We start from the raw sequence: 13755 nt of genomic DNA on the forward strand, positions 1-13755 counted from the left end.
ACTGGGGAGCTCGCAGCCCTTCTGTCTTCCGCGGACACAAAAAAACCGGGCGCAAGGCCCGGCTTTTCCGTGTCGTGGCTTTTACGACTTAGAACTTCATACCGACGCCGAACGTGACGCGGTTGTCCGAAGACTTGACCTTGCCCGTGTCGCCGAAGTTCTTGCTGCCGTAGTCGGTGTAGCGATACTCGACGCGGCCGAACACGTTGTCCGTGATCTTGATGTCGGTACCGGCGCCGGCGGTCCAGCCGAGCATGGCCTTGCTGTCGTTCACGCCGGTGACGCTGTCGTCGATCTTCTGGTTCTTCGCAGCGAGACCACCCGTGCCATAGAGCAGGATTTCCGGGGTCACGGCATAGCCGAGGCGAGCGCGCAGCGAACCTTCGATGCCGGTCTTGGCCGAAAGGCCGTTGTCCGAACCCTTGGTGCCGTTGTAGCCGAGGTCGGCTTCAGCACCGTAGACGAAGTTATCCTGCTGCCAGTTGTAGCCGCCGAAAACGCCGCCGATGAAGCCCTTGGTCTTGGCGTCGACGCCCGGGGCCTTCACATGGCCGCCGAAGCCGTAGCCGAGATTGATACCGGCATAGGGGCCGGCCCAGGAAGCAACCGGAAGCTCGGCAACCGGGGCGGGAGCCGGCGGCTCCTCGGAAACGACGTCGGCCGCGAAGGCGGTACCACCAAGGGCGAACAGCCCGAGCGCAGCAGCGAGCGGCGCGAATTTGAGATTGGTCTTCATTGTTATACTCTCCTTAAGCCACAAGACACTTAGGCTTGTTTGTTCATGAAACGCCCCGGCCCGTCCGGGGGGATAAACGGGCTTGGCGCTCAACGGTTCCAAATGTCGTGCTGAAATGCGGCTGAAGCGAACCTGAACTTGGGTCATATCCCGGCGCGAATGAGGCCGAAAGTTGACGTTGCATCTTCGCAACAGCGAATGTCAGCAGGCTAAATATGTTGCGCTGCACACCGCTTGGTTCAAGGGGTCCAGCGACATATATTGCCGGGAGCGGTGCCCCGAATCCGGCGGGGCGGAAGCGCGTCCGGGCCGCTTCGCCACATTCTTGCCCCAGGTGGAAATGGCATTTAACGCTTGGCCCGTCATATTGTGCCGGCTTCCCGGAATCGTGAAGCCGATTGAGGATTGACAAGATGAGACAAGCCACGGCTGTCGCGCTGGTGACGGGTGGAGCAAGACGGATCGGCAAGGCGATCGTCGAGGACCTTGCCGCCAATGGCTTTGCTGTCGCCATCCACGCCAACCGGTCAAGCAACGAGGCCGAGGCGCTGGCGGAGAAGATCGCGGGCGAAGGCGGCCGCGCCGCCATGGTAGCCGCCGACCTCACCGACATGGAAGCCGTGGGCGGCCTTGTCGGTCGCGCGCAAGCGGCGCTCGGACCTGTCACGCTGCTGGTCAACAACGCTTCCCTGTTCGTCGACGACCGGGTCGAGGATTTCGACTGGCAGGCCTGGGATCGCCACTTCGCCATCCATGTGAAGGCGCCGGCGCTTCTGGCGCGGACCTTTGCCCGCGCCCTGCCTGAAGGCGAAGAGGGGCTGATCGTCAACATCATCGACCAGCGCGTCTGGCGGCCGACGCCACGCTATTTCTCCTATGCGCTGTCGAAATCGGCGCTGTGGACGCAGACCGAGATGCTGGCGCAGGCGCTCGGACCGCGCATCCGCGTCAATGCCATCGGTCCTGGCCCGACGCTGAAGAACAAGCGACAGGACGACGATGATTTCGGCAAGCAGGTCGACGGCCTCATTCTGAAGCGCGGCCCGCAATTGCCCGAATTCGGCGCCACGATCCGCTATCTCTGGCAGGCGCGCTCGGTGACCGGCCAGATGATCGCGCTCGACGGCGGCCAGCATCTTGCGTGGCAGACGCCCGATGTGACAGGCATGGTGGAATGAGTCCCGCAGCCCAAAGACATAAAAGAAACGGCGCCGCCGACGATCTGCCGCCCGATGTCGATCTCGACATCGAGGACGAGGCGGCGGAGGAGATCGTCGAGCCGGAGTCGATCCCGACCGGGCCTGACGTCGCCTTCACGGCCATAGACTGGACGCCTCATGCCGGCGACGCCGACGGCATGGTCGGCGCCGAGGTGATCCAGACCTTCGTCAAGCGGCTGCCCAACCAGCCTGGCGTCTACCGCATGATGAACGCCGCCGGCGACGTGCTCTATGTCGGCAAGGCGCGCAGCCTGAAGAAGCGCGTCACCAACTATGCTCAGGGGCGGTTCCACACCGCCCGCATCGGCCGCATGGTGCGCGAGACGGCGACGATGGAGTTCGTCGTCACCCGCACCGAGATCGAGGCGCTGCTGCTGGAGGCCAACCTCATCAAGCGGCTCAGGCCCCGCTTCAACGTGCTGATGCGGGACGACAAGTCGTTTCCTTACATCCTCTTGACCGGCGACCATGTCTCGCCCGGCATCTACAAACATCGCGGCGCGCGCTCGCGCAAGGGCGACTATTTCGGCCCTTTCGCCTCGGCCGGCGCGGTCGGGCGCACCATCAATTCGCTGCAGCGCGCCTTCCTGCTCAGGAGCTGCACCAATTCCTTTTACGAGAACCGCACAAGGCCGTGCCTGCTCTACCAGATCAAGCGCTGCGCCGGTCCCTGCACCGGCGAGATCTCGCATGAGGGCTATGCCGAGCTGGTCGAAGAAGCGAAGGATTTCCTTTCCGGCCGCAGCCAGAAGGTGAAGACCGAAATCTCGGCCGCCATGCAGCAGGCCTCGGAGGAGCTCGATTTCGAGCGCGCAGCCATCTACCGCGACCGTCTTGCGGCGCTCTCGCATGTGCAGGCGCATCAGGGCATCAACCCGCAGACGGTGGAAGAGGCCGACGTCTTCGCCATCCACCAGGAAGGCGGCCAGACCTGCATCCAGGTGTTCTTCTTCCGCACCGGCCAGAACTGGGGCAACCGCGCCTATTTCCCCAAGGCCGATCCGGCGCTGGAGCCGGCGGAGGTGCTGGGCTCGTTCCTGGCGCAGTTCTATGACGACAAGCTGCCGGCGCGCACGCTGCTTCTGTCGCAGACCGCGCAGGAGCAAGAACTGCTCGCGGAGGCGCTCTCGACCCATGCCGGCCGCAAGATATCCATCTCGGTGCCGCAGCGCGGCGAGAAGAAGGACCTGACCGACCATGCGCTGCAGAACGCGCGCGAGGCGCTTGGCCGCAGGTTGGCCGAGACCTCGACCCAGGCGCGGCTGCTCAAGGGTTTTGCCGAGACCTTCGGCCTGGAAAAACCGCCGGTGCGCGTCGAGGTCTACGACAACTCGCACATCATGGGCACCAATGCGGTCGGCGCCATGGTCGTCGCCGGGCCGGAAGGGTTCGTGAAGAACCAGTACCGGAAATTCAACATCCGCTCGACCGAGATCACGCCAGGCGACGATTTCGGCATGATGCGCGAAGTGATGCAGCGGCGCTTTTCGCGGCTGCTCAAGGAACATGGCGACGTTCAGCCCGGCCCGGCGGTCGAGGACGAAACAGGCGAGGAGGATCTGGTCGCCGGCAATGGCGGCTTCCCGGCCTGGCCGGACGTCATCCTGATCGACGGCGGCCAAGGCCAGATGACGGCGGTGCGCCAGATCCTCGCCGATCTCGGCGTCGAGGACCGGGTGGTGGCCATCGGCATCGCCAAGGGCCCGGACCGCGACGCCGGCCGCGAGCGCTTCTTCGTCAAGGGCAGGGACTCCTTCATGCTGCCGGTGCGCGATCCGGTGCTCTATTTCGTCCAGCGCCTGCGCGACGAGGTGCACCGTTTCGCCATCGGCTCGCACCGGGCGCGGCGCAAGAAGGAGATGGTCAAAAGCCCGCTCGACGAGATCGCCGGCATCGGCCCGGGCCGCAAGCGCGCCCTGCTGCTCGCCTTCGGCACAGCCAAGGCGGTCAGCCGCGCCGCGGTCGAGGACCTGGTCAAGGTCGACGGCATTTCCGAGCATGTGGCGAAGCTGGTCTACAATCACTTCCACGAGAGCTGAGGGCTGGTCGCGTGCACGGAAGGTTGACCAAGGCGTCCGTGTGGTGAGGGATGTTGCACCTTGGCGATTAGCTCAAACGCCCACCACGTCGTCATTCCAGGGCGGAGCAAGGAGCGCAGCGACGCGGCGCAGACCCTGGAATCCATTCCGTTACCTCTACGCGTTGCAGCGGTTCAGAAAACCTCCGTTCCGCGCGAGGTCACGGAATGGATCCTCGGGTCTGCGCGTCCGCTTCGCTCCCGCTCCGCCCGTGGATGACGAAGTTGCCTGGGCTTCGCCAATCCCCAACGTTGCAAAAAGAGCTTACATCGAAGTTGCCAATCTCTGCCTCTGACGTGGGATGCCCAGGCCAGAGAACGCCGACCTTCGCGCCATTTTTCCCTGTCCAATCGAATCTCGCCTGTTGACCCCCTACATTCGCTTCTGATTTGAGTACGTCTGGCGGAGGAGATTTCCCGAGACAACATGGCACAACGCGCGTTCAACCTGCCGAACATCCTCACCTATGCCCGCATCGTCGCGGTGCCGCTGGTCGTGCTGTGCTTCTTTCTCGAGGGGCATCTGAAGTCGTCCGACTTCGCCCGCTGGTCGGCGCTGGTCATTTTCCTGCTGGCCTCCATCACCGATTACTTCGATGGCTATTTCGCGCGCGCCTGGCAGCAGACCTCCAACATCGGCAAGATGCTGGATCCGATCGCCGACAAATTGCTGGTCGCCACCTGCCTGCTCCTGCTTGCCGCCGACACCGACCGCCATGGCGGCATCGCCGGCTGGTCGCTCTGGGCGGCCATCATCATCCTGTGCCGCGAGATCCTGGTTTCGGGCCTGCGCGAATATCTGGCCGCCTTGAAGGTGTCGGTGCCGGTGACCCAGCTCGCCAAGTGGAAAACCACGATCCAGATGGTCGCCATCGCCTTCCTGCTGGTCGGCCCGGCCGGCGACAAGATCTTTCCGCTGACCACCCAGATCGGCCTGGTGCTGCTGTGGGTCGCGGCGCTCGTCACGCTCTACACCGGCTACGACTATTTCCGCGCCGGCCTCAAGCACATCATGGACGAGTGAAGACAATGCCCACGAAGCTCATCTATTTCGCCTGGGTGCGCGAGCGGATCGGCAAGCCGGAAGAGGACGTCGAATTGCCTTCCGGCATCGAGACGGTCGCCGATCTGCTGCGCTGGCTGAAGTCGCGCGGCGAGGAGTATGAGAACGCGCTGCAATACCCCGACGTCATCCGCGTCGCCATCAACCAGGAACATGTCGGCCACCGCGAGAAGATAGCGGGCGCGCGCGAAATCGCGCTGTTTCCGCCGATGACCGGGGGCTGAGATGGCCGGCGCGGTCGTGCCCGCCATCCGCATCCAGCGCGAGGATTTCGACGTCGCCGCCGAGATAGCCGGCCTGACCGAGGGCCGGACCGATATCGGCGCCGTGGTCACCTTCTCCGGCCTTTGCCGCGACGAGCAGGGTGCGCTGTCGGCGCTCGAGCTCGAGCACTATCCCGGCATGGCCGAGGCCGAGATCGGCCGCATCGCCGCGCAAGCCCTCGAGCGCTGGCCGCTGCAGGGGCTCACCGTCATCCATCGCCATGGCAAGATAGCGCCGGGCGAAAACATCGTGCTGGTGGTCGCGGCCTCGTCGCACCGCCAGGCGGCCTTCGAGGCGGCGAATTTCCTCATGGATTACCTGAAGTCGCGCGCGCCCTTCTGGAAGAAGGAGCATCTCGCCGACGGAACTCAAGGTGGCTGGGTCGAGGCCAAGGAAGCCGACGATCACGCCGCGGACCGCTGGAAGAAACAAGGCGAATAATGCATGTCGCCCAGAAGTGTGCAGCGGTTCTGGGGCAACGACATGCATCAGAAAAAAACTCCCGTTCGGCCATCGAACGACCGCAATCCTTCCCAAGCTTGCCAATCGGTTTGATTTGCTTGGCGGAGCAATCTCATGCTGGACGGGATCGCGGAGTTCTTCATCTTCGGGCTGGTGCCGCTGGTCGTCGGCGTGCTTGCCGTGCCGGAAATGACCAATGCCGGCGAAAAGACGATCGCGGGCGAGGTGACCTATCGCGAACGCATCGCCCTGCCACCCGATGCCGTGCTCGTGGTCGAGCTCACCGACGTCTCGCTGGCAGACGCACCGGCGACCGTGATCGCCAAGCGCAGGATAGCGCCCACCGGCCAGGTGCCGATCAAATTCGACATCGGCTTTGACCCCAAGGCTATCCAGAAGGGCCGGACCTACGCGCTGCAGGCCCGCATCACGGTCGGCGAGCGGCTGATGTTCATCCCTGATACTCGTCATCAGGTCGATCCGCTGGACGGCAAGCCGCAGACGGTTTTGCTGAAAATGGCGCACTGACGTCGTGCGCCGCGCCTGACCGCGCGACTTTTCCGCCTCGAAACCGTGTTCGCCGGAATAAGCCGGCAACGCCAGGCGTTGACTTATGCAGATGGCGGGCAGGCAAAGGGACGATGTCCCTTCACTTAACCGCCAGACCGAATGCGCGGATCGATCTGGCACTCAAAGGAGACCAGATATGAAAAGGCACACGCTCTTTCTCGCAGTCACAAGCATATCGCTGATCGCCTTGGCCGGTTTTGCCAGGGCGGACGATCACCTGTTCAACGCCACGCAGCACGGCCTCAGCCCCGACAGCCAGCCTTTCCAGACCAACAAGGCCGGCCACAGCGGCGACCTTGCGCCTGGACAGGGCAGTCCGTTCGCCGGCGAGGAGACGAAGACGCCGTCTACCGATACCGAGGCGGCGAACGCCCATGCGAATGTGAAAGACCGTCAAGCCAAATGACGTCCGCCCGCCGGGGGGGCGGCGGGTTTTAAGAGCAATTCCAGGAAAGTGGGACGCGGTTTTCCGTCCGGAATTGCGTGAAACAAAGAGATAGAGCGGTTCGCCGTTTCCAGGAAATGGTGAAACGCTCTAGCATGCCGGACCGCGTCAACAGCGCGAATAAAAATCCCGCTCGGCCATCGAACGACCGCAATCCTTCCCAAGCTTGCCAATCGGTTTGATTTGCTTGACGCGAGTTGAGGTCAGTCGGGATTCCATTCAGCCCAGTTCGATTTGCGGCATGCGCCAGGAACTCAAGCCTGCGGCGTCGCCGCCGCCGGTGTCAGGCCGAAGCGGCGCATCAGGTCCATGATCCTGGCCCGGTCCGGCGGGCCGCCGGCGCGAAAAATGGCAAAGGCCTCGCGGAAATAGTCCGGGCTGATCGCCGCGGGTGTGACCACGCACAACACTTTGGCGGTTTCCGCGGTGTTGTTGTCGAAGCGATGGACCGCGCCGCGCGGAATGCAGAGAGCCTGTCCCACCCCGACCTCGTGTCTCTGGCCGTCGACCGTGAGCGTCAGCACGCCCTCGATGCCGTACATCGTTTCTTCGTAGTGGTCGTGGCTGTGCGCCGGGGCGAGAAGCCGCTGCGAGCCGGGCACGGTCAGTTCGAAGGCCGCGATGCTGCCGTTGGACTGGTCGCCGGTGAGCAGGAAGTGAATGGCGAGGCCGCCGTCATCGCTGATCGTTTCTTCCGCCGGATTGACGCGCACATTGCTGGCTTTCCCTAGCATTCCATCCTCCCATGTGGTAAATCGAATTTACCGAAATGAGTAAACTCAATTTACTAGTATGTCAATGCCTCAATCCACGGACGATCCTCCGAAAAAACCGCCATTGATCGGCGCGCTGTTGCGTGTGCCGGCCTTGGCCATCCACCGCAAGCTGATCAGGGATTTGCGGGCATCCGGCTTCGACGATTTGAGCCCGCCCCATATGGCCGTGATCCAGTATCCGGGGCCGGACGGGATGCGCCCCAGCGCGCTTGCCGAGCGGGCCGCCATGAGCAAGCAGGCCATGAATCAGTTGCTGAAGACGCTGGAAGGGATGGGCTACATCACCCGCAGCGCGGCGCCTGACGATGCCGGTGGGACCGTCGTGAACTTCACCGACAGGGGCAGGGCCGCTTACCAGAAGATGGCGGACATCCTGCTCGACATCGAGCGGGAATGGGCCGAGGAGCTTGGGCCGAAACGCTTCCAGGAATTGAAGACGCTGCTTGGCGATCTCTGGGACACGCCGCTGATCCGCTGAGGGCACCAATTGACCGCGCCGCCTCGACCTCCTAGGCTCCCTCGAAAATGGGGATGGGGTTCCCCCGAAACCGCCCTTATGGGCTGATGACTCCTGCCAGGCGTGTTCTCGCGCGGCAGGATTTGTTTTTCCCGCTCGCATCATGCCTGATTTCGTGAAGTGGTTCCGATGCGGAATCGCGTTTGGAAAGGCATTGAAGCGATGACCCTTGCGGCTTGCGCCCTGGTCCTGATTGGCGGTTTCCTCGGCGGCATTTCCCGCTTTTTCCTCTCCGGCGTGGTCGGCCGTGCCATCGGCGAGACCTTTCCCTGGGGCACGTTGCTGGTAAACGTTTCCGGCGCCTTGGCCATCGGCGCCTTCGCAGGCGCGGCGCGGGCTGTCGGCGGCGTATTCGCCGGCGATCTCGTCCGCGACCTGATCGTCGTCGGCCTGTTCGGCGGCTACACCACGGTATCGTCCTTCTGCCTGCAGACGCTCAACCTCGCGCTCGGCGGCGAGGGGCGGCTCGCCGCTTTCAACGTCGTCGCTTCGTCGGTGCTGTGCGTGCTGTTCGTCGCGCTCGGCTTCTGGGCCGTCGCCTGGGTAGTGGGCTGAGCGATGATGGACGGACAGATGGCGATGCGGCTCTATCTGGCGGTCGGTTGTGGCGCGGCGATCGGCTCGCTGGCCCGCTTCCTGTCGAGCTATGTCATCGTCTCGCTGCTCGGCATAAACGCGCTTTGGTCGACTGCTTTCGTCAATGTCGTCGGCTCGTGGGTCATCATGGCCTTCGCCACGCTGACCGGGCCGGACGGGCGCCTGATGGTCGGCCCGGCCAGCCGCAATTTCGTCATGGCCGGCTTCTGCGGCGGCCTCACCACGTTTTCGGCGATGAGCCTCGATACATTTATCCTGCTGTTCGAGGGCGACTGGCCGCTGGCCGCGACCTATCTCATCAGTGTGGTCGGCCTGTCGCTCGCCGCGGCGCGGCTGGGCTATCTCATGGCGTCCAGGCTCAACCGCTTGCCGGCCGACAGGTGATCGGGCCAACAGGTGATCAGGGAGAAGAGAACATGGAACTTCCCACCCAATGAGCGCTGCTCAGGATCTTCTTTGGCGAGGACGACAGAGCAGCCGATGGCAAGCCGCTGCATGAGGCGATCGTCATCAAGGCGCGCGAGACCGGCATGGCGGGCGCGACGGTGCTGAGGGGCCCGCTCGGTTTCGGCCGATCGAGCGTGCTGCACACCGCCAAGATCCTGCGCCTGTCGCAGGATCTGCCGATCGTCGTCGAGATCGTCGACGCGCCGGAGAAGATCGATGCGCTGATCCCCGAGATCAAGGCGCTGACCAGGACGAAGAGCTGCCTAATCACCAGGGAGAAGGTCGAGGTCATCCGCTACGGCGATGGCGACTGAACCCAAAAACAAAGGGCCGGCGAAGCGCCGACCCTTTTCCAGATTTCGACCTACAGGCTCAGCCGACGATCTCGGTGTCCGAGAACCAGTACTTGATCTCCTGCGCGGCGGTCTCCGGCGCGTCCGAGCCGTGCACGGAGTTCTCGCCGATCGACAGCGCATGCACCTTGCGGATAGTGCCCTCGGCGGCGTTGGCCGGGTTGGTGGCGCCCATCACTTCGCGGTTCTTGGCGATGGCGTTCTCGCCCTCCAGCACCTGCACGATCGTGGGCGCCGACGACATGAATTCCACCAGTTCGCCGAAGAACGGGCGATCCTTGTGCACGGCGTAGAAACCTTCGGCCTCGCGGCGGCTCATCCACACGCGGCGCGATGCGACGACGCGCAGGCCGGCATCTTCCAGCATCTTGGTGATGGCGCCGGTGAGATTGCGCCTGGTCGCGTCCGGCTTGATCATGGAGAAGGTGCGTTCGATCGCCATAGGGTCGTCCTTGTTGTGGGAATGGAAATTGGAGTGGCGGGCTCTATACAAGTCGCCCGGCGGCTTGCCAAGGGGAGGCGGCTTCTGGTCAAGGCGAGCCGTTTGCGGGATAATAAGGCAGCTGCATGCGCCTCGGGCGCGAGGTCCGGAGCGCCGCGGCGGCGGAGCCCGAGGCGATGAACCGGCCTTATCTCAGACGCGGCGACATGGCAGGCATAGTTCTCATGGCGGTCATGTGCGCCGTGATCATCTTCGTCCTACTGGCCCTGCCGCCGCGAGATCACAATTTCGGCTTCGGCCCGGAATGGCAATGCACGCGCATGGGCGAGGGCGACCCGATTTGCGTGAGGCTGGTCGACAACGGCGAGACGACCAAGGCGCCCCAGAAATAGGCGCTAAAGCTCGATCTCAACGGTCACTGTAGGCTCATCGCCCGCCTTGAGGCCTTCCTGCTGGCGCACCGAGCCCTTGACTGGCAACAGCAGGCTGCCGGACGGCTTGTCGGGAAAGAGCGACGTTTGCCACCTGGTCTTGCCGATCGTCGCCGTGATGCCGAGCGAGCCCCAAGGGCGCGCTAGCCCCGCCGTCGCCGCCTTGATCCGCGCCGCGACGTCCGTCGGCAGCGTCATGAAATGCCAACCTCCCTTGCCGGGATAGACCCAGATCTCGGCCCGCGTCTCATAGCGCAACATGGCAGTCCCGCGCTCGCGGCGCTCACGCCGCAGCCGCGACCTGCCGGCCGATCCCGCCATGCAGGTCGAGGCAGCGCTCGAACCAGCGCGCGATGCTGTCGCCATCGTCGAGCAACTGGAAAGGCGAGGCAATGCGGCCCCATTGCAGCGCCCCGAACACGATGTAATCGACAAACAGAGGCGCCTCGCCGCCGATGAAGGGCTGGTAGGTCAGCGTCGAGCGCAGCGGCTCCAGCGCGGCGCGGAAGGCCGAGAGTCCGGCCTCGCGATTGGCCACGACGTCTTCCAGGCGCTTGCCGTAGCGCTGTTCGCGGTTCTCGCGGAAATAGGCCGCGTTCGGTTCGTCCTGCATCGCATGCAGATCGGTCAGAGCCACCGTCGCGATATAAGGGTGGATGGTGAACTGCGACCAGCGCTCGATGAAGCGCGCCATCGCCTTGCCGCCTTCGCCGCAAAACAGCGTCGGCCGTTCGGGGTAGGCTTCGTCGAGATAGAGCGCGATGGCGAAGGAATCGGCCACCACGCGCTCGCCGTCGCGGATCACCGGCACCGTCTTCGATACGCCGCCCTCGACCTTCGGCACCTCCAGGAAGCGCGTCGGCACCTTGGTGGCGGCGAGCCCCTTATGCGCCAAGGCCATCTTGGTCTTCCAGCAATGCGGGCTGAAGGGGCGGGCGGTGTCATGGCCGACAAGGTCGTAAAGCAGAATGGTCATTGGCGGGTCCGTTGCTGCGGGTTACGAAGGGGCTGGATTCGGGTTAAGCCGGGTGGGAAGAATGAAGCAGCATTTCATGATGTTTGCGGCCTACAATCAATGGGCCAATGGCCGCCTCTACGATGCCGCCGCCGATCTTGGCGAAGACGAACTCGGTCGCGACGTCGGCGCCGCCTTCGGCTCGATGCTCGGCACGCTGAACCATCTGCTCGCCGTCGACCGCGTCTGGATGAAGCGTTTCACCGGCGAGGGCGACGCGCCCTCGAACACCGCCGCCATACTCTACCACGCCTTGCCGGCCCTGAGGCTGGCGCGCGAGGCCGAGGACAGGAGGGTCGTCGACTGGGTGACAGGGATGGGCGACAAGGCGATCACCGGCCGTTTCTCCTACATGACTGTGGACATGCGCACCGTCTCGCAGCGCCTTTCGCCTGCGCTCAGCCATTTCTTCAACCACCAGACCCACCATCGCGGCCAGGCGCATATGGTGCTCACGGTGCTCGGCCGGCCCTCGGTGCCGCTCGACCTTGCGCTGTTCCAGCGCTCCGAGGAAGGTCGCGCCTACGCCTGAAAGCGCGTTGGCCGGAAGAAGTGCTCGATGCGAGTTCTCCGGTAATAGCCGGTCAAGTGGCATATCGGGCTGCATTGTCCATGAATGGCTGAGTTTGCGGCCGGGTTGTTATTGAGAAGTTTTCCAAATTTAAGAAAAGTCAAGGCAACGGCCAACCGGGAGTGTCGAACCGGCCGTGAGGCTCCGCGGCATTCTCCTACCGCGTCGCCGGCTGCGGCGGCGCGCTGACGAGAACCTCCGGCCAGCCGGAGAGCCCGTCACTAAAGGCGATGCCGACGGCGTGTTAACCACACTTGCGTTGAAGCTAATATGTTAGGACTTCTTTTGCGCTCGCGCTGCACAATAAGCCAGTTGCAGTGGGAGCAATGACATGCGCATCGATTTGTCCCCCACGAGTTGGGGCAGGGTCGTGGTGGTCACCGCCGCCGGCACCGCCTTTTTCATTGCCGCCGCCTTCTTCGTCGATTCCTTCAATTTCCCCTCGCTGTCGCCGCAGGCGCTGCTGTGGGCGCAACTCACGGACCTGTTCCTGCCGCTCGTCCTCGGCGGCTCCTTCCTGTTCTTCCTGATGTGGAAGATGCGCCAGCTGGCGATCACGCAGAAGGAACTCAGCGTCATTGCCGCGACCGACAGCCTGACGGCGGTCTTCAACCGCGGCGCCTTCTCGATGCTGGTCGAGGCCTATCTCGAGCGGGCGCGGGGTCAGACGGTCGCCGATGCCGGCGCGCTGCTGATCGTCGATGCCGATCACTTCAAGTCGATCAATGACCGCCTCGGTCACGATTGCGGCGACCAGGCGCTGAGGTTGATCGCGGCGACGATCAAGGGGCAACTGCACGGCGCCGACATTGTCGGGCGTATCGGCGGCGAGGAATTCGCGGTCTTCCTGCCCGGCGCCGACGCCGCGCGCTCCTTCCTGGTCGCCGAATCCATCAGGCGCCGCATCCGCGAGGCCGAGTTTGCACCCGGCGGGCGGCCCTGGCCGCTTTCGGTGAGCATCGGCGGTACCGCCTTCCGCGGCCCGACCACCTACCACGACATGTTCGAGGTCGCCGACCGCCATCTCTACAAGGCCAAGTCCAATGGCCGCGACCAGGTTAGCTTCGAGAGCCCGCGTGGCGGGCTGGCGGGCGACGCCGCCGGCACGGTCCACTAATCAATTCCAGGAAAGTGCGATCCGTTTAGGCCCGGCAACCGCGCCGTAGCCGCTCGTTGCCGTGCCTGCGGCCCTGGAAGCCGAGGTCAACGGTGGCTGCGGTTGAGCAGTGGCCTGTGCTGGCGGATCAACTGGCGCTCGACATCGAGATAGGGCCTGATCAGGCCGGCCGCGGTCGTGGTCGGCTCCGGCTGGTGCACCACCGCCGTCAGCGTGCCGTGTTCGGTGAGCAGGTTCAGCCACTTCAGCGCCTCCCATTTCGGCGTCGCGCCGCCGCGGCCGGTGAGGCTGCGGTTGATATAGCCGGGATAGGAAAGCAGGCGCTTGCCCGCCGAGGCGCCGCAGGTGCCGATCCTGACTGGCTTGCCTCCGGCGGTGATCCAGGCATAGACGGCTTCGCCGAGTTCGCACACAGTGGGGTCGGTTATCGTCACCCGGATGGAGGATCTGTCCCGGCTGAGCCGCATTTCGGCAGCCGGCTTGAAACGCTCGGGATCGAGAAACATCCGCCCTCCTTGCCGCGCGTCCGCACTGACATGGTGAACGCGAGCGGTCCGTGCGGTGTTTCACGCAGCGCTCGAAAAGTTTCATAGGGTGTCGCGGCGCCGCGCATGCCTAGAGCCGGATGATTTCAGGTCTGTTCGACCTGAAA

At 64.0% G+C, this 13755-nt stretch carries 20 protein-coding genes and 1 riboswitch; of the genes, 14 read left to right on the forward strand and 6 right to left on the reverse strand.

From position 1 onward, the window contains the following. Window positions 1-88: 88 nt before the first annotated feature. The gene (locus FJW07_RS04435; protein WP_140644522.1) at window positions 89-736 is read right to left on the reverse strand and encodes an outer membrane protein; all 648 of its coding nucleotides are present in this window, start codon (window positions 734-736) and stop codon (window positions 89-91) included. Between the two features lie 413 nt (window positions 737-1149). Here FJW07_RS04435 and FJW07_RS04440 point away from each other — a divergent pair, with 413 nt between their 5' ends. The 7 genes from FJW07_RS04440 (at window position 1150) to FJW07_RS04475 (ending at window position 6798) form a co-directional block, all read left to right on the forward strand. Beyond that, window positions 1150-1914: an SDR family oxidoreductase gene (locus tag FJW07_RS04440; protein ID WP_140703230.1), complete on the forward strand. Its 765-nt coding sequence runs from the start codon at window positions 1150-1152 to the stop codon at window positions 1912-1914. Continuing rightward, window positions 1911-3995 (forward strand): excinuclease ABC subunit UvrC, encoded by a 2085-nt coding sequence (gene uvrC / locus FJW07_RS04445; protein ID WP_140854725.1) that lies wholly within the window; start codon window positions 1911-1913, stop codon window positions 3993-3995. The genes FJW07_RS04440 and uvrC overlap by 4 nt, the downstream gene beginning before the upstream one ends. Before the next feature lie 465 nt (window positions 3996-4460). Beyond that, window positions 4461-5057, forward strand: coding sequence for a CDP-diacylglycerol--glycerol-3-phosphate 3-phosphatidyltransferase (gene pgsA, locus FJW07_RS04455; protein WP_040984724.1), 597 nt, complete (start codon window positions 4461-4463; stop codon window positions 5055-5057). A gap of 5 nt (window positions 5058-5062) precedes the next feature. Continuing rightward, window positions 5063-5320 (forward strand): molybdopterin converting factor subunit 1, encoded by a 258-nt coding sequence (gene moaD / locus FJW07_RS04460; RefSeq protein ID WP_140651850.1) that lies wholly within the window; start codon window positions 5063-5065, stop codon window positions 5318-5320. A 1-nt stretch (window position 5321) separates the two neighbouring features. Beyond that, window positions 5322-5801: a molybdenum cofactor biosynthesis protein MoaE gene (locus FJW07_RS04465; protein ID WP_140703236.1), complete on the forward strand. Its 480-nt coding sequence runs from the start codon at window positions 5322-5324 to the stop codon at window positions 5799-5801. Window positions 5802-5936: 135 nt separating this feature from the next. Next, complete coding sequence (locus FJW07_RS04470) at window positions 5937-6350, forward strand: YbaY family lipoprotein (RefSeq protein ID WP_140703238.1); 414 nt, start codon at window positions 5937-5939, stop codon at window positions 6348-6350. A gap of 178 nt (window positions 6351-6528) precedes the next feature. After that, the gene (locus FJW07_RS04475) at window positions 6529-6798 is read left to right on the forward strand and encodes a hypothetical protein (RefSeq protein WP_140854727.1); all 270 of its coding nucleotides are present in this window, start codon (window positions 6529-6531) and stop codon (window positions 6796-6798) included. 293 nt (window positions 6799-7091) lie between these two features. Here the strand turns inward: FJW07_RS04475 and FJW07_RS04480 are convergent, their stop codons facing one another. Beyond that, a complete protein-coding gene (locus FJW07_RS04480; RefSeq protein ID WP_140644529.1) occupies window positions 7092-7571 on the reverse strand; it encodes a cupin domain-containing protein in 480 nt (159 codons plus the stop codon). A gap of 103 nt (window positions 7572-7674) precedes the next feature. On the opposite strand from FJW07_RS04480, the gene FJW07_RS04485 reads away from it, so the two are divergent. The 4 genes from FJW07_RS04485 to FJW07_RS04500 all read left to right on the forward strand — a co-directional run bounded on the left by FJW07_RS04485 (window position 7675) and on the right by FJW07_RS04500 (window position 9488). Next, the gene (locus FJW07_RS04485) at window positions 7675-8091 is read left to right on the forward strand and encodes a MarR family winged helix-turn-helix transcriptional regulator (RefSeq protein ID WP_246680654.1); all 417 of its coding nucleotides are present in this window, start codon (window positions 7675-7677) and stop codon (window positions 8089-8091) included. Window positions 8092-8131: 40 nt separating this feature from the next. Continuing rightward, window positions 8132-8194, forward strand: a riboswitch (Fluoride riboswitch). Between the two features lie 98 nt (window positions 8195-8292). Continuing rightward, complete coding sequence (crcB, locus tag FJW07_RS04490; protein WP_140854728.1) at window positions 8293-8685, forward strand: fluoride efflux transporter CrcB; 393 nt, start codon at window positions 8293-8295, stop codon at window positions 8683-8685. Between the two features lie 3 nt (window positions 8686-8688). Then, a complete protein-coding gene (gene crcB / locus FJW07_RS04495) occupies window positions 8689-9111 on the forward strand; it encodes a fluoride efflux transporter CrcB (protein WP_140854730.1) in 423 nt (140 codons plus the stop codon). A 56-nt stretch (window positions 9112-9167) separates the two neighbouring features. Next, window positions 9168-9488, forward strand: a complete 321-nt coding sequence (locus tag FJW07_RS04500; RefSeq protein ID WP_246680682.1) for a DUF190 domain-containing protein — start codon at window positions 9168-9170, stop codon at window positions 9486-9488. A gap of 58 nt (window positions 9489-9546) precedes the next feature. Here FJW07_RS04500 and ndk read toward each other — a convergent pair whose 3' ends face one another. Beyond that, window positions 9547-9969: a nucleoside-diphosphate kinase gene (ndk, locus tag FJW07_RS04505; protein ID WP_041010781.1), complete on the reverse strand. Its 423-nt coding sequence runs from the start codon at window positions 9967-9969 to the stop codon at window positions 9547-9549. Window positions 9970-10094: 125 nt separating this feature from the next. On the opposite strand from ndk, the gene FJW07_RS04510 reads away from it, so the two are divergent. Then, entirely contained in the window at window positions 10095-10361 is a 267-nt protein-coding gene (locus tag FJW07_RS04510) for a hypothetical protein (protein ID WP_140854732.1), read from the forward strand. Between the two features lie 3 nt (window positions 10362-10364). Here the strand turns inward: FJW07_RS04510 and FJW07_RS04515 are convergent, their stop codons facing one another. Further along, window positions 10365-10661: a DUF1905 domain-containing protein gene (locus FJW07_RS04515; RefSeq protein WP_140854734.1), complete on the reverse strand. Its 297-nt coding sequence runs from the start codon at window positions 10659-10661 to the stop codon at window positions 10365-10367. A 22-nt stretch (window positions 10662-10683) separates the two neighbouring features. After that, entirely contained in the window at window positions 10684-11376 is a 693-nt protein-coding gene (locus FJW07_RS04520; protein ID WP_140854736.1) for a glutathione S-transferase family protein, read from the reverse strand. Window positions 11377-11437: 61 nt separating this feature from the next. Between FJW07_RS04520 and FJW07_RS04525 the strand changes: the two genes are divergently transcribed. Together FJW07_RS04525 and FJW07_RS04530 are read left to right on the forward strand one after the other, a co-directional pair. Next, entirely contained in the window at window positions 11438-11947 is a 510-nt protein-coding gene (locus FJW07_RS04525; RefSeq protein ID WP_140854738.1) for a DinB family protein, read from the forward strand. Window positions 11948-12317: 370 nt separating this feature from the next. Continuing rightward, a complete protein-coding gene (locus FJW07_RS04530; protein WP_140651861.1) occupies window positions 12318-13103 on the forward strand; it encodes a GGDEF domain-containing protein in 786 nt (261 codons plus the stop codon). An 86-nt stretch (window positions 13104-13189) separates the two neighbouring features. Here FJW07_RS04530 and FJW07_RS04535 read toward each other — a convergent pair whose 3' ends face one another. Next, window positions 13190-13609: a hypothetical protein gene (locus FJW07_RS04535; RefSeq protein WP_140854740.1), complete on the reverse strand. Its 420-nt coding sequence runs from the start codon at window positions 13607-13609 to the stop codon at window positions 13190-13192. Window positions 13610-13755 lie beyond the last annotated feature (146 nt).

The sequence above is a fragment of the Mesorhizobium sp. B3-1-9 genome (genome assembly GCF_006439595.1).
In the GTDB taxonomy this organism is placed as follows: domain Bacteria; phylum Pseudomonadota; class Alphaproteobacteria; order Rhizobiales; family Rhizobiaceae; genus Mesorhizobium.